Source organism: Polyangium mundeleinium (genome assembly GCF_028369105.1).
GTDB classification, from domain to species: domain Bacteria; phylum Myxococcota_A; class Polyangia; order Polyangiales; family Polyangiaceae; genus Polyangium; species Polyangium mundeleinium.
The window spans coordinates 8,901,265-8,920,626 of sequence record NZ_JAQNDO010000001.1; the positions used below are offsets into that span (position 1 = coordinate 8,901,265).

At 70.1% G+C, this 19,362-nt stretch carries 13 protein-coding genes; 8 read left to right on the top strand and 5 right to left on the bottom strand.

The features are described 5' to 3' along the window. Window positions 1–61: 61 nt before the first annotated feature. The 3 genes from POL67_RS35220 to POL67_RS35230 all read right to left on the bottom strand — a co-directional run bounded on the left by POL67_RS35220 (window position 62) and on the right by POL67_RS35230 (window position 6,634). A complete protein-coding gene (locus tag POL67_RS35220; RefSeq protein WP_271925010.1) occupies window positions 62–2,713 on the bottom strand; it encodes a hybrid sensor histidine kinase/response regulator in 2,652 nt (883 codons plus the stop codon). Between the two features lie 106 nt (window positions 2,714–2,819). Next, a complete protein-coding gene (locus tag POL67_RS35225) occupies window positions 2,820–4,517 on the bottom strand; it encodes an ABC transporter substrate-binding protein (RefSeq protein WP_271925011.1) in 1,698 nt (565 codons plus the stop codon). A 143-nt stretch (window positions 4,518–4,660) separates the two neighbouring features. Beyond that, window positions 4,661–6,634 carry a MopE-related protein gene (locus POL67_RS35230; RefSeq protein WP_271925012.1) on the bottom strand — a complete coding sequence of 658 codons (1,974 nt, stop codon included), beginning with the start codon at window positions 6,632–6,634 and terminating at the stop codon, window positions 4,661–4,663. A gap of 109 nt (window positions 6,635–6,743) precedes the next feature. Here POL67_RS35230 and POL67_RS53820 point away from each other — a divergent pair, with 109 nt between their 5' ends. Continuing rightward, entirely contained in the window at window positions 6,744–8,390 is a 1,647-nt protein-coding gene (locus POL67_RS53820) for an ATP-binding cassette domain-containing protein (RefSeq protein ID WP_271925013.1), read from the top strand. Further along, window positions 8,387–9,298, top strand: a complete 912-nt coding sequence (locus tag POL67_RS35240; RefSeq protein WP_271925014.1) for a nucleotidyltransferase family protein — start codon at window positions 8,387–8,389, stop codon at window positions 9,296–9,298. The genes POL67_RS53820 and POL67_RS35240 overlap by 4 nt, the downstream gene beginning before the upstream one ends. Before the next feature lie 12 nt (window positions 9,299–9,310). Here POL67_RS35240 and POL67_RS35245 read toward each other — a convergent pair whose 3' ends face one another. Then, a complete protein-coding gene (locus POL67_RS35245) occupies window positions 9,311–10,372 on the bottom strand; it encodes an STAS domain-containing protein (RefSeq protein WP_271925015.1) in 1,062 nt (353 codons plus the stop codon). 381 nt (window positions 10,373–10,753) lie between these two features. Here POL67_RS35245 and POL67_RS35250 point away from each other — a divergent pair, with 381 nt between their 5' ends. Continuing rightward, a complete protein-coding gene (locus POL67_RS35250; RefSeq protein WP_271925016.1) occupies window positions 10,754–11,317 on the top strand; it encodes an EF-hand domain-containing protein in 564 nt (187 codons plus the stop codon). Between the two features lie 52 nt (window positions 11,318–11,369). Here the strand turns inward: POL67_RS35250 and POL67_RS35255 are convergent, their stop codons facing one another. After that, window positions 11,370–11,834, bottom strand: a complete 465-nt coding sequence (locus POL67_RS35255; RefSeq protein WP_271925017.1) for an STAS/SEC14 domain-containing protein — start codon at window positions 11,832–11,834, stop codon at window positions 11,370–11,372. A 324-nt stretch (window positions 11,835–12,158) separates the two neighbouring features. Here POL67_RS35255 and POL67_RS35260 point away from each other — a divergent pair, with 324 nt between their 5' ends. The 5 genes from POL67_RS35260 (at window position 12,159) to POL67_RS35280 (ending at window position 19,237) form a co-directional block, all read left to right on the top strand. After that, the gene (locus POL67_RS35260) at window positions 12,159–13,157 is read left to right on the top strand and encodes an AraC family transcriptional regulator (RefSeq protein WP_271925018.1); all 999 of its coding nucleotides are present in this window, start codon (window positions 12,159–12,161) and stop codon (window positions 13,155–13,157) included. Between the two features lie 52 nt (window positions 13,158–13,209). Beyond that, window positions 13,210–14,112: an SDR family NAD(P)-dependent oxidoreductase gene (locus tag POL67_RS35265; RefSeq protein ID WP_271925019.1), complete on the top strand. Its 903-nt coding sequence runs from the start codon at window positions 13,210–13,212 to the stop codon at window positions 14,110–14,112. Window positions 14,113–14,134: 22 nt separating this feature from the next. After that, window positions 14,135–14,941, top strand: a complete 807-nt coding sequence (locus POL67_RS35270) for an SDR family NAD(P)-dependent oxidoreductase (protein WP_271925020.1) — start codon at window positions 14,135–14,137, stop codon at window positions 14,939–14,941. 511 nt (window positions 14,942–15,452) lie between these two features. Further along, complete coding sequence (locus POL67_RS35275) at window positions 15,453–17,192, top strand: cytochrome c (RefSeq protein WP_271925021.1); 1,740 nt, start codon at window positions 15,453–15,455, stop codon at window positions 17,190–17,192. Next, window positions 17,189–19,237, top strand: coding sequence for a right-handed parallel beta-helix repeat-containing protein (locus POL67_RS35280; protein ID WP_271925022.1), 2,049 nt, complete (start codon window positions 17,189–17,191; stop codon window positions 19,235–19,237). Before POL67_RS35275 ends, POL67_RS35280 begins: the two co-directional genes overlap by 4 nt. Window positions 19,238–19,362 lie beyond the last annotated feature (125 nt).

Consider the following 19,362-nt stretch of genomic DNA (forward strand, 5'->3'; position numbering starts at 1 on the left):
AAGCAGGACATCTGCCTCGCCCGCGCCTCCGCGCTCGCCCGAGCGCGCCGTCCCCCCGCCGTCAAGGAAACACGTCGCTGAGGAGCGCGTCGGCCGCGACCGGCTTGACGTAATGCCGGGAAAAACCCGCGTCGAACGCGCGGCGTTTGTCGTGCTCCTGGCCGTACCCGGTCACCGCGACGAGCGTGATGCGCTCGCCGTATGCCGCGCGGAGCTCGAGCGCGAGCTCGTAGCCGTCCATGACCGGCAAGCCGATGTCGAGGATGCCGATCTCGGGTCGGAACGACGCCGCGAGGGCGAGCGCCTGCGGGCCGTCGTGCGCGACCACGACCTCGTGGCCGTGGCTCGTGAGCACCTCGGCAAGCATCTGCGCCGCGTCGCGGTTGTCGTCGACGACGAGCACGCGCCGCACCTTGCTGAGCCGCGGTGAGACGGGCGCAGGGAGGTCCGGCGAGGACGCGCGGCGCGGCGAGAGCGCAGGCAAGCGCACCTCGAACTCGCTGCCCCTCCCCGGGCCCTCGCTGCGCGCGCTCACCGCGCCCCCGTGCAGCTTGACCAGGCTCCGCACGAGCCCGAGCCCGAGCCCGAGCCCGCCGCCCGCACGATCGGCGCCCCGCGCACCCTGCACGAAGAGGTCGAAGATCACGGGCAGCATCTCGGAGGGGATGCCGCTGCCGTCGTCACGCACGAAGACCACGACCTCGTTTCCCTCGCGCCGCGCGGCGACCGCGATGTGCCCGCCCGCGTCCGTGTACCGGGCCGCATTCGTGAGCAAATTCGCGAGGACCTGCGCCATGCGGGTCTCGTCCACCTCGACGACGAGCCCCTCGGCCGGCACGTCCACGCGGAGCTCGTGCTGCTTCTGCTCGAAGAGCGGGCTCGCGATCTCGATGGCCTGCGAGAAGACACGAGCGATCTCGATGGGCCGCGTGCTGAGCTGGATCTTGCCGCGCATGATGCGCGAGACGTCGAGCAGGTCGTCGACGAGCGAGACGAGGTGCTGGACCTGGCGCTCGATGACGTCACGCTCGCGCTCGAGGCCGTCCGTGCGCCCCTTGAGGCGCATCAGGTAGAGCGCCGTGAGGATCGGGGAGAGGGGGTTTCGGAGCTCGTGCCCGAGGAGCGCGAGGAACTCGTCCTTGCGCCGATCGGCGTCGCGCGCGATCTCGTAGGCGCGGCGCAGCTCGGCCTCGGCCTGCTTGCGATCCCCGATGTCCATGCAGATGGACAGGCACTGGACGCTGCCGTCTCCATGCACGACGGGCGCCGAGTAGAGGGACATGTCGATGCTGTGGCCGAGCTTGTGCTTGCGCTCGACCTCGACGTCCGAGAGCACTTCGCCCTGCGCGACCCGCGCGAGGAACGCCTCGGTCTCATGCGGTTTGTCCGTGATGGGCAAAAAGCGCCCCACGGTCTCGGCCGCGGACCAGCCGAACATACGCTCGGCCGCGGGGTTCCAGACGCGCACGGTGCCGTCGGTGTCGAGGATCATGGCCGCCACGGGGCAAGCCGCGATGAACGCGGTGAGCGTGCGGTTCTCGTGCTCAAAGGCGGCGTGAAGCATGGCCCGGTCGAGCGCGACCGCGCTCCTGTGCACGAGCTCCTCGGCGATCGAAGCGCCGTCCGCGTCGAGCGCGCCCTCGGCGCCCCAGCCGAAGAGGAGCACGCCGATCGTACGGCCGCGGGCCACGAGCGGGTGACAGAGCAACGAGCCCGGCGTGACCGCGCCATCCCCGCTCGCAGGCGGGAAGCGCGCCGCGATCGCGGCCTTCGAGGAGAGCCGCAGGCGCTCGCCCGTGCGAAAGGTGACCGCGAGCGGGCTGTTCGCGTCGACGGGGAACGACGGGCTCGGCGTGCGGCTCGTCCACGACGCCGCGCCCTCGTGCTCCAGCACCACGAGCCTTTGCCCGTCCGGCGTGGGGATCGCGAGGACCGCGCGATCGGCCGTGAGGGCCGCGCGGGCGTCGACCACGACGGCACGCGCGACCTCGAGCGGCGTCGTGGCCGCGGCGAGCGCGGCGGTCGTGTGCTGGAGGCGATCGATCCGCTGGGCGACGAGCGCGAGCTCCGCGCGGGCCTTCCGCTCGGCGTCGAAAAGACGCGCGCGATCGAGGGCGAGCGCGCACTGGCGCCCGAGCATGACGGCGAGCACCCGATCCTCCTCGGTGAAGCGCACGCTCGCCGGGAAGCTGAAGCCCATCCCGCCGAGGACACGATCTCCCACGAGAAGCGGGAGCGCGATGCGGGGTCCGCGCGGCCCGAGCGTGGCGCGTGCGGCGTCCGGACAGGTGGCCGCCCACTCCGCCTCGGTCTCGATGAACACGGGCGCTCGTCTTTGCACGGCCATTGCGATCGGCGTCGATGCGTTGCGCGAGTGCCTTCGCCACTGCGCGAGCGCCTCGTTGGGCATGCCCTTCGCGTCGAGGATCACGAACTCGTCGCCCTCGACCATCGCGACGACCGCCGCGCTCGCGCCGAGTGCAGCCGCGCCGAGGTCGAGGATCACCTTCGCGACAGCGTCTTCGCCCGTCGCCGTGAGGAGCGCGATCGTGATCTCTTCGAGGCAAACGAGCCGCCGGAGAGCACTACAAGCATGTGTCTCGCCGGCCCGCACGGCAGCACCACTCTCCTCCCGTAAAACCGAGGATCGAGCGTCCGAGGTGAAGAAGAGATCACTCCCCGAATCCCCCTCCCAATGTCCAGCACGATCCATGATTTGTGGGAAATCTTCCCCGCTTGGGCCGAGCCGCGAAACCCGTGAAGATCCTGATCCTCCGTCGGGGAATTCCGGAACGAGATGGGCTCGTTCCTGCGCGAAATCACCGGGGAATTGCGTCCTTCGGCGCCCCGAGGGCCGCCGAGAGATCCCGCACGCAGCGCGGCAAGGCGGCCGGATCGTGGCTCGTCGCGAGCGCCCGCGCGGCCTCCGGCGAAACCCCGACGAGCAAGCACTCGGCCCCGACCAGGCGGAGCGCGCGCGAGAGGCGCAGGACGAGCGCGAGGGCTTCGTCGTCGATCAGGCGCGCGCCGGTCACGTCCACGATCACGCGGCGCGCCGATCGTTCCCAGGCTGCGCGGAGCGCGCGCTCCTCGATGTCCGCCGCGCGCGCTCGATCGATGCGCCCCACGAGCGGCAGGAGCAAGACGCCCGGGAGCACGGGCGCGAGGGGCGCGCCGAGCTCGCGGATGAGCGCGTGTTGCGCCTCGATCCGCGCCTCTTGCCGCGTGTGCGCCTCCTCGAGCTCCATGTGCTCGACGAGCGCCTCCTCGGCGAACGCGCGGGCCCGGATGGACTCGTCGAGCGCGCGCTCGAGCTCGCCGAGTTCGTCGTCCTCGAAGGTCGAACCCCCGAGATCGGGCGCGCCCCACGCCATGTCGGCGAGCCGGTCGAGGATCCGCTGGATGCGATCGACGGCAGGCGCGGGGAGGCTGCACGGCGGCGACGGAGGGCGCTCGGCGCGATGGGCGCAGAACGGCGCGGCGCGCACCGCGCCGAGCGGATCGTCGAAGGAGAACCCGCGCACGTCGTCGAGGCGCGGGGCGGCGTCGTTCATGCCGAGGCGCGCTGCGAGCTCGCGCGCCGGCTCGGCTTCGAAGATCTCGCGCGCGGCGGCGAGGTGCTCCACGTCCCCCGCGAGCTGCCCCCAGCGCTGCATTTGCGCGAGGATCCACACGCCGTATTCGACGAACGGCGTGGGCGCGAAGCCGAGGCGCTCGGGGCCGAGGGGGTCGCCCGGGCTCATGGGATCGCCGGCGAGGCCTTTTTCCAGGGCGCCGCACACCTCCACGGGCAAATAACCTCGGGCGACGACGAGGCCCGCGGCGGCGCGGCGGCCTTCGGGATCCATCCGTTCGAGCTCGGCCTGGGCCTCGACGACGGCTTCGAGCAGCGCGCCGGCGCGCTCGGGCCTCTCGCGCCAGAGCCTCGGCCCGAACGAGAGCGTACAGCAGGGATGGCCCTGCCAAACCTCGCGGCTCTGCATGCAGTCCACGCCGCCGCCTCGATCCACGACGTGCTGCGCGAACGGCTCGGGGAACATCGCGCCGTCGATGCGCCCGAGCGCGAGCCAGCGCGGCATGCGCGGGGGCGGCACCTCGCGGATCGTCACGTCCTGGAGCGGATTCACGCCTCCACGCGCGAGCCAGTCGCAGAGCAGGTAATACTGCATCGAGAAGCGATGCGGCACGCCGAGGACCTTTCCGGCGAGCTCGCGCGGCGCGGCGATCCGGCCGTGGGTCTTGGCCACGACGAGCGTGCTGCCGTTCTGGTTCTGCAGGGCGCGCACGCGGATGGGGGCGGCGCGGCCGTCGATCCCGAGGCCGGTGGCGAGGGCGAGGGGCGCGAGCACGTGCGCCGCGTCGACCTTGTCGTGGGTGAGCAGCCGCCGCACGGCGTCCCAGCTCGGGGCCCGGCGGAGCTCGACGGAGAGCCCCTTCTGCTCGAAAAAGCCGCGCGCTGCCGCATAAAGAAGCGGCATGCTGCAAGCGATGGGCACGTAGACGATACGAAGGGTCATCCGCCCCCGGTCTCCTCGCCCCCCCGATCCTCCGCGGACAAAGGTATCACGAGCCGCGCCCGCGGGCAGCCGAGCGAGCAGGAACATCACGTCATCGGGTCACGCCGATGCGAGCTGCGCGCCGGCGCCCGGGCGGGCCCGGCTCAGAACTCGCATTGGTTCGTCGCGGGATTACAATACGAACCTGCCGCGACGAACGGGCAGACGTCGCCGAAGTACTGCGTGCAGGGGATGCCGCAGGCGAACGCGGTGTGGGTGTAGCAGATCTGCCCGCCCGAGCAGTCGGCGTTGGAGGCGCAGCGGCAGTTGAAGTCGTCGGGGATCTGGTTCCCGTTCTCGTCGAGGCCGTCGCAGCACTCGGTGACGTAATAATCGCTCGCGCTGCAGTCCTCGTCGGCGCAGTCGGCGGCGCCGTCGCAGTCGTCGTCGAGGCCGTTCTTGCAGGCCGACGTGCCGAACTCGGGCTTGCCCGGGCCGCCATTGAGGCAGGTCGCGCAGGCGCCGAAGCTCGCGCAATCCGGATCGGCGCAGTCGACATAGACGTCGCCGTCGTTGTCCTTGCCGTCGTCGCACTTCTCCTTCGGGTTCGGCTCGATCTCGACGTTGAGCACGAAGGGCCCCTCGTTCGCGCCTTGCTCCGGATCGACGGTGTACCCGTCGAGGAACACGTAATACGTGCCCGGATAGAGCAGCGTGAAGTCGAGCCGCGCCGACCAGCTGACGCCCGCGCTGTCGTCGTCGCAGCCGATCTCCTTGCCGGAGTTGCACTTGCCCGTGCGCACGTAGAGCGTCGAGTCGAAGCTCGTCCCGATGGAGTCGAGGTGGACGCGCGAGGGCTGGTTCAGCACGAAATAAAAGACCGCCTCGCCGGCGTCACCGCCGCAAAAGCCCTTCGTCTCGCTCACGTTGCCCGTGGTGTCGCCCGTGTACTGGCCCGTGCCGGGGATGAGCTTCGGCGACAGGCAGTTCGCCTGCTGGAGGATGCAGATCGGGTTGTTCGCGCAGTCGGGATCCTGGCAATCGACGAGCGTGTCGTTGTCGTCGTCGAGCCCGTTGTTGCAAACCTCGGGCTTGGGCGCGCAGTTCGGCGCGAAGAAACACGCCGGGTCGGCGCAGTCGATCTTGTTGTCGCAGTTGTTGTCCTTGCCGTCGTTGCAGACCTCGGCCGTGCAGTTCTGGCAGGCCGGCGCGACGAGGCAGCTCGGATCGGCGCAATCGATGAGCTTGTCGCAATCCTCGTCGAGCCCGCCCGTGCAGACCTCCGGCGTGCCCGGCGGCTGGCAGGCGCACGGGAAGATGCCGAAACAATCGGGATCGGCGCAGTCGACCAGGAGATCGCAGTCCTCGTCGGTCCCGTTGCTGCAGACCTCGGCCTTCGCCTGGCAGGAGCAGGCCGTGGAGCCGAAGCAGTCGGGGTCGTTGCAGTCGATGCTGCCGTCGCAATCGTCGTCGAACCCATTGTCGCAATCGAGCGCCTCGCTCGGCTTGCAGCCGCACGCCGGCGTGCCTACGCAATCGCTGTCGAAGCAGTCGACGATGGTGTCGCAGTCGTCGTCCTCGCCGTTCGCGCAAGCTTCGCCGCCCGGCTTCGGCACGCAGCCGCAGGTGGGCGCGAGCTGGCAGGCGGGATCCGAGCAGTCGGCCACGCCGTTGCAGTCGTTGTCCGCCGCGTCGGTGCAGATCTCGGGGCTGCCCGGAAAGACCTTCGGGTTCAGATCGTTGCAGTCCGCGCCGCCACACGCGAGCGGAGGAAACCCATCCGCGTCGTCGTCGCGCGGGCCGTTCTGACAAACGCCGTCCACGCAGGTGTCCGTCGTGCAGGGATCCGCGTCGGTGCAGTCCTGGGCCACGACACACGGGAGCGCGCCGCCCACGCCGCCCTGCCCGCCGCCGCCGGTGCTCGACGTGGAGCTCCCGCCGCCCACGCCGCCTTGACCGCCCGCGCCGCCCGGCCCCGAGATCGACTCCTCCGGGGGCGTGCCGATGCCGGTGCGGCTGCACGCCGCGAAGGAGAGGCCCGCGAACGCGAGGGCCGAGACGAACGACAGCGTCCGCGCGTGGCCACGGAACCGAGACGAGCGGGGAGCGGAGGGGAAGGTCGACATCGGGGTGCTCACGGGAAGGCTCGCCCCGGCATCCCCGCGGCGGCTGTGCCGATGCTATCAAGCCGAGACGCCCGCGGGTGAAGTTCATGGCTGAGCTCGCCCGCAAACGTCCTCGCCGCACGTGTCCCAGCAGGCCCCGATCTCCCCGCGAACCTCCCTCGCCCCCGCGCGCGTGCTGCTGCGCGGGGGCGGGCCGAGCCTCGTGGTCGTGGCGGCCGCCGCGTGCGCGCAACGCGTGGCCCTGCCGCTCGCGGCCCTTTGGCTCGGCGACCGAGGCCCCCGCGACGCGCTCGTCCTGCTCGCGGCCGCGGCCGCCTTGAGCTTCGTCCGCGCGCGGGCTGCCGACGCCCTCGCGCGGGAGGTGCGCCTCCGCGTCGTCGACCTCTTCGTCGCGCCCCTCGAACGCGGCGCGGTCGTGGCGATGCCGCCGGCCGCGGTCATGTCCGCGCGGCTCTCCACGGCGCTGCCCGTGCTCGTGAGCTGGGCCGTGGAGGGCGTGGCCATCCTGTTCGCCGGCGCGATCGCCGTGCCCGCCGTGACCGCGCTGCTCGTCTCGGCGCTCGGGGCGTCGGCGCTCGCGCCGCTCGTCGCCGCGGGCCTGACGGGCGGGCTCGTCACGATGCTCGGTGCGTCGCACGTCGAGGCTGCGTGGGACGTGGTGTTCGAGCGGTCGCGCGTGCTGCTCGCGCGGGCGACCGCGGGGTTTGCCGGCGCGGCCGAGCTCGTCGCACACGGACGCGCGCGGGCCTTCGCCGCGGAGCTCCGGGCCGAGGTGTCGGCGTGGTCCTCCTCGGAGCTCCGTGCTCGCGCCACGAGCGCGATCGCGGGCTGGGGCGCGCTGCTCGCGACGATCGCGGCGGCGCTCGGCGCGGCGGAGCTCTTCGGCGTGAAGGCGTTCGACGCCGGCGAGGGGCGCGACGTGCACCGATCACTCCTCCTCGTGCTCGCCGCGATCCCGACGTTGCAGATGACGATCGCGGGCCTCGGGAACTTCGTCCACGCGCGGGGCGAGCTCGCGTCGCTCGGGGACATGCTCGCGAAGGGCGCGGCGGAGGGCCTTGCTGCGCCGAGGGATGCGTCCGCTCGTACGCTCGATCCCCGCGCGGAGATCCGGCTCGACGGCGTCGGATACGCGTATCCGCCGCGGCAAGGTGCAGATGGCGCGTCGAAGACCCACGCGCTCCGGAACGTCTCGCTCGTGCTCCCGGCCGGCGAGAGCCTCGCCGTGCTCGGCTCGAATGGCGCGGGGAAAACCACGCTGCTCTACCTCCTGCTCGGGCTCGTTCGTCCGGACGAAGGGCGTGTCCTCGTCGACGGCGCGGAGCCTCCGGGGCCGGGAAACGCGCGGTTCGGCGATCGGGTCGCGTTCGTCTCGCAAGAACCGTTCGAACCCCCCGACGCGACGATCGCCGCGTCCCTTCGCGCGTTCGACGCGGATGCGCCCGACGAACGCCTCGCCTCTGCGCTCGACGAGGTGGGCCTATGGACCTCGCTCCGGACGCGCGCAGGCTCCGATGCGGCGGCGCTGGCGATACGCCTCGGCTCGCTCTCGCGCGGGCAGGCGCGGCGCGTGATGCTCGCGCGGGCGCTCGTGCGCGAGGCGGACCTCGTGGTGCTCGACGAGCCCGAGGCCCACCTCGATGCGACGAGCGTCGCCGAGCTCGCCGGGCTGCTTCGCCGTCTCGCCGAACGCCGCCGTGTCATCGCCGCGATCCACGATCCCGCCGTGCTCGGCTTTGCCAACCACGTGCTCCGGCTCTCCCCATGACGCCGCCTTCGACGCCGCGCCTCGACCTGCTGCGTGATCCACGCGCCGTGATGCCCGCGCCGACGCCGCAGGCCCACGCCGAGGCGATGCTGCGGGCGCACGTGCTCGGGCAGATCTCGCGTGCGCTCGTCGCGCGAGGGGAGCGCGCCATGCTCGTGAAAGGCGCGGCGCTCGCGCTCACGGTGTACCCCTCGCCTGCCGCGCGGCCGATGTGCGACGTGGACCTGCTCGTGCCGCCGCGGCGGGAGCGGGCGGTGATCGAGGTGCTCGCGGCGGCGGGGCTCGAGCTGCACGAACATCGCTTTCGTCCCAAGAGCCGCGAGATGCTGGGGGAGACGCAGCTCGTCGCGCGCGCCGGGGAGATGCGTTTGCTCGTGGAGGTGCACGGGACGCTGGACAAGATCGTCCCGCGGCCGATCGACGTGGAGGCCGTGGAAGCGCGCGCGAGCGTGGCCCCGGGGCTGCCGGGATTGCTCGTGCCGTCCGTGGAGGATCATGCGCTGCTCGTGGCGCTGCATGCCGCGGGGCACGAGTTTCGGCACGAGGCTGCGTGGCTCGATCTGGAGCTGCTCTTGCGCGGCGGAATCGACGGGCAGGTGCTCGTGGAGAGGGCACGGGCGTTCCGGCTCGGGACGGTGATGTTCGTGATGCTGTCGACGTTGCGCGCGCTCGGGGCCGCGAGCGTGGATGCGGAGCTTTTGCGGGCGTTCGAGCCGGGGAGGCTGCGGCGCGCGGCGCTCGTGCCGTTCTACGATGTGGGCGCGTTTCCGATCGCGCGCAGGAAGGCTGAGCTCGGCGTGCCGTGGGTGCTCGGACAAACGCCGCTGCGGGATGATCTCGGCGCGTGGGCGCGAGGGCTCGCGCGGTATGCGGCGGCGCGGGTTTCGGATCGGCTCGTGGTGCGGTGACGAAATGCCCTCTCAGCCACCCTTGCGCGTGGGGCCCATGCAACGCAAGAGGCCGTCGCGCAGGCTGGCGAGCGTCACGAGCTTCGACAGATCGATGCCAATCGACACCATCGTCTGGGCGACGGCGGGGCGGATGCCCGTGATCACGCAGTGCGCCCCGAGCAGCTCGGCGGCGCGGACGAGCCGCAGGATGTGATCGGCGGTGGACGTGTCGATCACGTCCACGCCCGTCAAATCGATGATTGCGTGACGCGCGTTCTTCTGCACGATCGCGTCGAGCAAGCGCGTCATGGTCTCGGCCGCGCGCTGGCTATCGACGACGCCCATCAACGGCAGGGTGATCACGCCGTCCCATACCTCGATGATCGGCGTGGACAGGGCGCGAATGGCCTCCTCCTGGCGCGCGATGAGGTCGAGCTTGTCCCGCAGCTCTTTTTCGGTCGCGGCGCGCTCCTCGACCTCCTTGCGCACCCGTTCGAGGGCCACGGCCAGGTCGGCCTTCGTCGCCTCGTCGCTGCCGAGCAGGCGCTCGACACGGTCCTCCAGGCTCGCGTCCGAGGGCCGGATGACGAATTCGTCGTATGCATCCCCCTTCGTCGCGAACGTGACCTGCTCGGCCCAGCATTGGGAGACCTTGAAGAACCGCTGGAAGATTCCCGCGAACTTGCCGCCGAGGTAACTCGAACCCCAGCTCACCCCGAGCGCATTCTGGCAGGTGGCCTCCCAGTGGTTCCAGGAACGCACGCGCGCCTCCTTGGCCTTGGGATCGAGCGAGACGAGCTCCCAGCGGCCCCAGCCTGCGGCCGCGGCCACCTTGATGAGCTCGGCGAAGCCCTGTTCGAACGTGGGATACTGGCAGATGTACACCCAATCTTGCTCGACGCCGTCGCGCCCGCCGCCGTGGAGCGAGAGCCGGATCCGCTCGGTGCCCACCATGCGGTGCTGCCCCGAGAGCAGCCCTGCCAGGGTGCTCTCGGTCCAGATGAAAATGGCGGGGTTGCCCCCCATGCGTATCGTCTTCTGCTCGGTATCGTATTCGAATTCCAAGCCGCCCAGGGTCGCGCGCTCGATCATCAGCTAGGTCTCCCAACGTGCATCCTACATCGGTCTGGACGGAAGTGCGCACGAATTCCACGGTGCTTCCGTCTCCTCCCGGCGGCTCGTGGTCCGCCCAAAGCTCACGTTACGGCAGCAATTATGCAGTCGTGGCGAAGGGTCGAGGGCGACCCGTCGCCACGTAGTGACCTCACCCGCGACAAAGCTCGGGCGGGGGGGACGGCCTGGCAAGCGGTCGCGGTCCAGGAGGAGAGGACGTCCGGCGGCGGGCTCGCCGGAGATGCCGCCGCAAAGCTCCTCGAAAAGCGATTCAAAAAAGCTGTTTTCCCACGTCGCCAGCGAGCGCCACCTTCCTGCATCCGTTGACACCTGATTCACCCCCATGGTACGGGCTACGGCATGTCCCAAATGAACGATTTTCTGGAGCGCCGGCTGGCTCGACGCTTTCGCGCGCACGACACCAACCAAAATGGCTACCTGGAGCGACGCGATTTCGATATCTCGGCCGTGCGTATGGCCGAAGAGTTCGGGCACGGGCCCGAATCTCCTGCCCGGCAAAAGCTCGTCGAGATCAGCTTGGGCTTGTGGGAGCACCTGCGGAAGGTCGCGGACCTCGACACGGACGGGCGCATCAGCTTGGCCGAGTACAAGGCTGCGTTCGCGGCGGGCCTGCTCGAGACCGCCGAATCGTTCGATGCGGGCTACGTCCCCTACATCAACGCGGTCATGGCTGTCGCCGATCAGGATGGCGACGGCAAGCTCACCGCCTCCGAGCAGATCCGCTGGATGGGCTCGTTGATGCACGTGCCCGAGCCCGTGGTGCGCGAGGCGTTCCACCGCATCGACAAGGACAACGACGGCTTCATCACCGCCAGCGAGCTGGTCGAGGCCATTCGCGGTTATTATTTCGACGAATCGCCCGACTCTCCCGCCCACTGGTTGCTCGGCCCGCTCTATCCGTGATCTCGTCGATCACGTTCGCGGGTTTACGCGCTCCCATGGCCGCGTGAATCGCCTACGGCGCGGCGGAGACGCCGGCCCTGTGCCTGCGGTATTCCTCCAGAAACGCGCGCGCCTCGGCTTCCGTCTCGACGAACGCCACGGGGCGAATCTTGTGCGGCTCCAGGGAGCGAACGGCGCGTATCAACAGGGTCGCCACGACCCGCGTCGTGAACGAGGCGCCGACGACCGCCGAGCCGCGCAGCACATTCCGCACATCTGCGAATTCATTCGCCGCCGCCGCGCGCCGCGCCTGCGGCGTGAGGGAGCCCATCTCCGTCACGTCCGCGATCCAAAAGATGCCGCCCCCGGTGCGCTCGGCGAGCGCTCGGAGCGCTGCGATCTGCGTGCGCATGTCGTCGTCCAGCACGTTCCCCCGGATGCGGACGATGTACAGGTCGGGCGACTCGAACCTGTGCAGGTGCGTGCCAAAGGGCTCCCATCGTTTGCTCGGTGGAACGCGCATTCCTTCCCCGGACACGTTGCCACTCTACGGGAAATCAGCGTAGGTGCGCAGAAAAAAAACGGACCGAGGGCGTGGGCGGGAGCGGGAGCGGCGCTTACGCGCGGGAGCGCAAATTCAATCGCGCCCGTGCGAGATGGTCGCGGCCATCAGAGGACGGCCGCGACCATCTCGCACCCGTTCGGAAAGAACAGCGCAGCCGAGAACAAATCCCGGGCGCCCCGCCCCTGCCCCGCTCCTGCTCCCGCTCCCGCCCCCACACCCGCCCCCCGCACGTGTCCTCGCAATGGCCCCCATCGTTCGCCCGGCTCCTCGGGCACGATCGGCGCGATCGGATGGGTCGTGGCCTCTCGATTCGCTATCTTCCTCGTGATGAACCGTGACCTCGTCCACCTCCCGTCCGCGGTGCGCGCTCGCCTCGCGCGTGTCGGGGCGAACGTGGCCCATGCGACGGCCGCAGCGCGCGTGCCGTCCAGCGAAGAGCTGAGCACCGAGCAGTTTTTCACCTTCTGGGAAGCGCTCGGCGCGTCGTCCCCCCACGACGTCGGCCTTCGCTTGGCGACGGAGACGCAGGTGCACGAGTACGACATCTCGTCGCTCGCGGCGCTGCACTCTCCCGACCTCGGCACCGCCTTGACCAAGCTCGCCCGCTACAAACGGCTTTGCGGGCTGAAGGACATGGTCATCGACACGAAGGGGAAGGAGGTGGCGATTCACACGACCTACCTGCACGCGCCCGGCCCTATGCCCCCGCGTCTGGTCGATGCATCGCTCGCCTCGCTCCTCGTGCTCTTGCAACGAGGCAGCGGGCTCGCGCTTGCGCCGAAGCGCGTCGAGCTCACGCGTGCGCGTAGCGACGAGCCGATGCTGATGCGCTTCTTCGGCTGCCCGCTGCGGTTCCGCTCGGAGCGCGACACGCTCGTCCTCGAAGAGCGCCTCCTCGCGACGCCGTTCGTCACGCACAACGCCGACCTTTTGCAGGTGCTCCTCCCCAGCCTCGACCAGAAGCTCGCGCCTCTCGAACAGGGCTCGTTCGTCGAGCAGGTCCGTGCGGTCGTCGCGCGCCGCATGTCGGGCGAGCGGCCGAGCCTCGCGAAGGTGGCGCGCGAGCTCTCCCTCAGCACGCGCACACTCCAGCGGCGACTGGGCGAGCTCGGGGTCAGCTATCAGCACGTGCTCGACGACGTTCGGCATCACACCGCGCTGCGCCTCCTGCGCACGGACGACGTCGACGTCAACGAGATCGCGTTCCTGCTCGGCTTCGACGAGGTCAATTCCTTCACGCGGGCGTTCCGCGCCTGGGAGGGGACCACCCCGCACCGTTGGCGTGATTCGATGTAATTGTGGCGCGATCGGATTTGAAGACGGGCGCTCTGGGCACGATGCTTCGTGCATGACAGAGAAACCATCGCAGGTCTGGTTCATCACTGGAAGCTCGCGGGGCCTCGGCCGCGCCCTCGCTCTTGCCGTGCTCGCCGCCGGGCACCGTGTCGTCGCCACCGCGCGCAAGCCCGCCGATCTGGATGAGCTCGTGAACCAATACGGCGACCGCGTGAAGGCGGTCGCGCTCGACGTCACCCAGCCCGAGCAGGCGGTGCGCGCGGTCCAGCAAGCGGTCGACGCCTTCGGCCGCATCGACGTGCTCGTCAACAATGCGGGCTACGCCAACATCGATTCGGCCGAAGACATCCCGCTCGACGATTTCCGCGCGCAGATCGACACCAACTTCTATGGCGTCGTGCACGTCACGCGCGCCGTGCTGCCCGTCATGCGCGCGCAACGCAGCGGGCGCATCCTGCAGGTAAGCTCCATTGGCGGACGGCGCGGGGGCACGCCGGGCCTCTCCGCGTACCAGGCGGCGAAGTTCGCCGTCGCGGGCTTCAGCGAGGTCGTCCTCAACGAAGTCGCGCACCTCGGCATTCAGGTCACCATCGTCGAGCCGGGCGGCTTCGGCACCGACTGGGGGGGCAGCTCGATGAAGGTGTACGCGTCTTCGCCCGATTACGAAGCCTCCGTGGGCGCGACGAACAAGCGTTTCCGGGGCAACCCCGGTACTTCGCGCGGCGTGCCCGAAAAAGCCGCGAAGGCCCTGCTCGCGCTTACGTCGATGGAGAAGCAACCGCGACGCCTGCTCCTGGGGAGCGACGCGTACGCGCTCGCCAAGCTGACGCTGCACGAGATGGGTGCCAGCGACGAGGCCCACCGGGCCCTCAGCACGAGCACCGACGCCGACGGCCTCCCCGACTTCGCCGACACCGACGTGGGCCGAGAGCTGCTGAAGCTGCACCACCCTTGAAAGACCGCAAAGGGAGGACACCATGGATCTGCACCTGAAAGACAAGCGCGCGCTCGTCACCGGGTCGAGCTCGGGCATTGGCGCGGAGGTGGCGCGATTCTTGGCGCGCGAGGGCGTCGAGGTCGTCGTGCACGGCCGCAATGCCGAACGCGCGCGGGTCGTCGCGGACGAGATCACCACGGCGGGAGGACGCGCGGTCGTTGCCATCGGGGACCTATCGACCGCCGAGGGTCTCGGCAGCGTCATCGACGCCGCCGCGCGCGCCTTGGGCGGCATCGACATCCTCGTCAACAATGCGGGCGGCGCGACGAACGTCGCCCACGCCTCGTGGTTCGACGCGCCGCTCGAAGAATGGCTCGACGACTACAAGAGCAACACGCTTCCCGCCGTGCGGCTCGTGCAGGCGTTCGTACCGGGCATGCGGGAGCGTCGGTGGGGCCGCGTCATCCAGATCTCGTCGCGCAATGCGATCTCCCCGCACGCGCAGCTCGGCGCTTACGGCGCATCGAAGGCGGCGCTCAACAACTTCACGCTGAGTTTGTCGAAGGCCCTGGCCGGCACGGGCGTGACGTCGAACGGCATCATGCCCGGCCTCATTTACACGCCCGCCCTCGATGGGTGGTTCCGCGAGATCGCCGCCAAGCAGGGATTGACGGATCCCGCCGAAGGGCGTGCGTGGGTGTTGAAGAACGCGGTTCATCAGACGGTGGATCGCCTCGGCATGCCGGCCGATATCGCTGCGGCCGTGTGTTTCCTCGCGAGTCCGCGGACGGACTTCATGACGGGCACGACCTTTCGCATCGACGGAGGGGCCACGCCCACGGTGTGACGACGAGGGGCCCCCCTGATTCCGGTGGCACACCGGGAGGTTCGCTTTGGGGGCTCCCCAAAGACCCTCCCGACCGCCGGGACCTCACGTTGGGGCTTCCCCAAAGACCCTCCCGAGCGCCCGGACCTGCCTTTGGGGCCTCCCCAGGACCGAGCCCGAGCGCCCGGACCTGCCTTTGGGGCCTCCCCGCTCCATTTTGGAGCACCCAACGCTCCGTTTTGGAGCACCTCACCGGTCCGGGACGCGTCCTCGAATCCACGACACCGTCGCAACGGCAGCGAAATGCGTGCGTCACGCCGACCGGCGATGGAAGAGATACGTGATGGCGCGGCGGAACCGCCCCCGCTTCCGCGAGCGGCGGTATTTACCACCCGGAGGAGCCGAATTCTCGGCGGATTGAAGTTTTGTTGCACCAACCCGAGCATTTCGCGCACTTCGCCGATGGTTGACGATTGACTCCCTGTCGGACCGCGTCTTAGCTACCTCAATGCATTGGGGCGCCAGGATCCGCATGCGCACCGCGCTGCTCGGAGGGCTCGCAATGGCGAGCGCCGGGTGCGGCGAGCCCTCGGGCGGAGGTGAGCCCGTGGCCGGAGCGCGTGCATTCCCGGTCGAGATCCTCGGCCCGCCGGGGACCGAGGTCACGGTCACGCTCGAGGTGCCGGCCTGGCTGGCGGCGCGCCCGGCCCTTTCGCTCGAGGTGGTGGCGGACAACGTCGTGGCAGGGGAGGCGGCGTGGGTTGTGGTGAACGACGGGGCGCCGATCGACCTCGGCGCGTCGGGCCTGGGGATCCGCCGCCCCTTCGGCGGGACGGGACGCGGCACGATCCCGCTCGACGCCGGCGTGGTGAAGACGGGCGAAAACCGGATTGCCTTCAGGTATGCCCGCCAGGTGCCCGACGTCTCGGGCTTCCGCGTCCTCGGCCTTTTGATCCGCGCGCCCGACGACGCGGGGAGCCGGGTCGAGCTCGATCTCCCGTGGGAGGACCCGGCCACGTGGACCGCCCCCCTCACCGATCCCGCGGCGGTGGAGCAGGGGCGCGCCTATTTCACGGCCATCTCGCGCGACGGCGGCCCGACCTGCGCCCGCTGCCACGCCGACGACGGCGCGGATCTCGCCGTCTTCGCCTTCTCGAACCACAGCATCGAGGCGCGCGCGGAGCACCACCTGTTCTCCCCCGAGGAGGCGGCAGCCATTGCGAGTTATATCCGCTCCTTGCCGGTCGCTCCCGCGGGGCGGGTCCATGATCCGCCGTTTCAACCCGGACCCGGCATGCGTGGCGAAGCGGGGGCCGGGTATGACGCGGTCCTTGCCGACGACGCTGCGCTCGGCGCGGCCCTCTTCCCGGACGGCCTCCCCGCCGAGCCCGCCTGGGAAACGCTCGCCTCGCTCGATACCTCGCAGCTCCCGAGCCCGGCCTCCGCGCCGACCTGGCTGCGCTGGCTCCCGCGCAAGATCGATTCAGGCTGGTTCACGCGCGCCGGCGGGCTCCTCGCCAGCACCGAGGCGGCGCTCGCCGATCCCGGGGCGCTCTCCGACGCGCTCGCCTTCCAGTCGGCGGCGATCCAGATCGGCAAGGAGCTCCTGATCGAGGAGGGGGACCATCAAGGGCGAATCGAGCTTCTCCGCTACGCCGCGGTGAAGCTGTGGGCCTGGCAGCGCGCGCACGGCGGCTACGAGGGCCCGGACCACGGCTTCCCCGACGGCGGCCCGGCCTTCCCCTACGAGGTGGGCTTCGCCTTCTTCGAGGCCGGGATCGCCGAAGCGGTGCCGCATGCCATGGCGCAGGCGCTCTCGTGGTGGGTCGCGCAGATCGCGGTCAATCCGGGGCGAGGGTTTTCGAATGGCGAACGGCCCCTCAACTGGCGCGACGTCCTCCGGGTCGCGGAGGACGCCGGGCAAGGGCCGTCCACCCTGACCTTCTTCCACCTCCTCGGGAGCTGGGAAGAATCCCGCGGGGCCCTCGCGGACGACTTCGGCACCGCGCAGGGGCCCGTGCGCCTGCTCGCCGTGCCCCTCCTCCACGTGGACGCGGCGACGTGCGAGGCGCTCCTCCGCCGGTTTTTCCTGCGTGAGGCCGCGTTCCTCGCCGAGGGCGGCTCGCTTTCGCCCAATCATCACACGCTCCTTGCAAACGCCTGGCAGAGCGTCTGCGGGGAGCTCTCGGCCGCGCAGCGTCAGGGGCTGCGCGCCGTCGCGCCGGTCGAAATCGCGCCGGACCTCACCGCCTGCCAGGAGAACTCGCCATGAGAGGACGCCGTCTTGCTTCGCCAGGGCTCCGCACCACGCTGCTCGTCCTGCCGCTCGCCCTCGTCTCCTGCGGAGGCGGCGGCGACCCCGGCGTCAAAGAGGATCCGCCGGGCATCGCGGCGGCCTGTGAGGGGGGCGCGTGCTCCTTCTGTGACCCGAAGGTGTGGGGGGGCGTGACACCGGACGCCACGACCGATCTCGTCATCCCCGATAAAAGGGTGGTCGTCGTGGATTGCGCGGCCGAAGCGCGCACGCTCCGCGTCGAGGCCGGAGGGACGCTCTCCGCCTCGCGCGAGGTCTCGTCGACCCTCACGATGCACGGCAACCTCGTCGTCGCGGGGACCGTGGACTACGGGACACCGGAGGGGCGGATCCCGGCCGGCGTGACCGCCGAGGTCATCTTCACCGGCATGAAAGACGAGGACTACCAGGGCACCCCGTCCGTCGAGGCGAGCGATGAGGGGTGGACCTCGGTCGAGACCCCGATTGAAATCGTCAAAGGCGATATCGGGCTCTGGGTGGCGGGGAGCGGTCGCCTGCTGGCCGCGGGGCAGGAGAAACGCGCCTGGGGACGGCTCGCCGACGGGGCGGGCCCGGCGGACCTGACCTTCACCGTCGACGACGCGTCGGGGTGGCAGGTGGGGGATCGCGTCACGCTCACGCCGACGGTGCCGCGCAGCGCGGGCGAGACGTGGGTGAGCCAGTTCGACGAGGCGAAGATCGCGGCCGTGGAGGGCAATACGGTCACCCTCGAAGCCGCGCCGAGCTTCGCACACGACGGCTGCAGCGATTGCATGCGGCGGGGAGAGGCCGCGAACCTGACCCGAAACGTCGTCCTCCGGTCGGCAGACGACACGAACCACGCGCACATCATGGTCCTCGGGCAGGGGATCGCGCAGCTCGACAGCGTCGAGCTCCGGTGGCTCGGGCCCGAGACATGCGGCGGCCCCCCGCGCCGGGCGGCCCTTTATTTCGGCGCGCAGAAGGAAGCGTCCGACCCGTCGTTCGTGCGCCACGCCGCGATATGGGGCGGGCAACGGAGCTTCGTCGTGATCGAGAAATCCCACGGCATCGAGGTCTCGGACGTCGCAGGCTACGACACGTATGGCGCCGGGTTCGCGATGTTCTACGACACGAACGGCTGCGGGACGCGCTGCGAGGATCGGGCGGAGAACGCGCCCCGCAGCATTGTCTTCGATCACGTCCTCGCGGCGAAGGTGGGCGCGTCGAAGCGCTCCGAGGAAGGGGATTGCCTGCGCATCGATCATCGCCTGGCCGGGTTCGAGCACAGCGGCGGCGAGGGCTCGGGCGCCCGCGACTGCGTCGCCGTCGGGATTGGCTGGGACAGCGGTGGGTCGGACGTCGCCGGGTTTGGCTGGGTCGAGGGGGGGTCGGGGCGCCCGGAGGATTTTACCTTTACCCGCAACGTGACCCATAACAGCGGCGCGCACGGCGCGATGGTGTGGCACAACGACGACGAGCGCCTCCAGGCCCCGTACACGAACAACGAGTTCTGGTCGAACGCAGGGTACGGCATCCACTGGGGCGCTTATGGCAACCAGTTCGAGTTCGACGACGTCACGATCGTCGACAACGGGTTCGACAGCATCGCGATCAAAGCCATTCCCATGAGCGAGCGCCCGCGCATGGTCGACGTCACGCTCGAGAGCATCACCATTCTGTCCTACGTCTTCGTGCAGACGATCCCGGCGACCTTCCGGAACTTGACCTTCACGGGGACACGCCCGGTCGGCATCGGCCGCACCTTCCAGGAGGCCTGCCCCGACGCGGCCAAGGATGAGGACCCGAACGATCCCGACTGCATCCGTGACTGGCTGCGCTTCGAGAACGTCTCCTTCGCGGCGGGCATGAATCCCTTCGATTTCGGCCAATCCCCGAACAAGCACTCGGTCTGGGAGATCCGCGGCTTCTCGAGCCCCGACCACGCCATGCTCCCCGCGGATTTCGACCTTTATCGCGCCGACAGCCAGGTCCCCGGCGGCTCATACTACGAGCCGTTCGACGCCTGGCTCGTGCCGCGCTGAGCGCGCCGCTCCCTCTTGTTCGCACGTTGACGCATCGCGCGCGGCCCGCCTAGCATCCGGGCCTCCTTGGGCGACCCCCTCGCCTCCCTCTTTGCTCGACACCCGACACGGAGCTTTGCCATGCG

Coding starts and splice junctions, on each gene's coding strand:
- POL67_RS35270 (WP_271925020.1), top strand. CDS start 14,135: ATGGATCTGCACCTGAAAGACAAGCGCGCGCTCGTCACCGGGTCGAGC.
- POL67_RS35275 (WP_271925021.1), top strand. CDS start 15,453: ATGCGCACCGCGCTGCTCGGAGGGCTCGCAATGGCGAGCGCCGGGTGC.
- POL67_RS35220 (WP_271925010.1), bottom strand. CDS start 2,713: ATGGATCGTGCTGGACATTGGGAGGGGGATTCGGGGAGTGATCTCTTC.
- POL67_RS35265 (WP_271925019.1), top strand. CDS start 13,210: ATGACAGAGAAACCATCGCAGGTCTGGTTCATCACTGGAAGCTCGCGG.
- POL67_RS35250 (WP_271925016.1), top strand. CDS start 10,754: ATGTCCCAAATGAACGATTTTCTGGAGCGCCGGCTGGCTCGACGCTTT.
- POL67_RS35280 (WP_271925022.1), top strand. CDS start 17,189: ATGAGAGGACGCCGTCTTGCTTCGCCAGGGCTCCGCACCACGCTGCTC.
- POL67_RS35240 (WP_271925014.1), top strand. CDS start 8,387: ATGACGCCGCCTTCGACGCCGCGCCTCGACCTGCTGCGTGATCCACGC.
- POL67_RS35245 (WP_271925015.1), bottom strand. CDS start 10,372: ATGATCGAGCGCGCGACCCTGGGCGGCTTGGAATTCGAATACGATACC.
- POL67_RS35225 (WP_271925011.1), bottom strand. CDS start 4,517: ATGACCCTTCGTATCGTCTACGTGCCCATCGCTTGCAGCATGCCGCTT.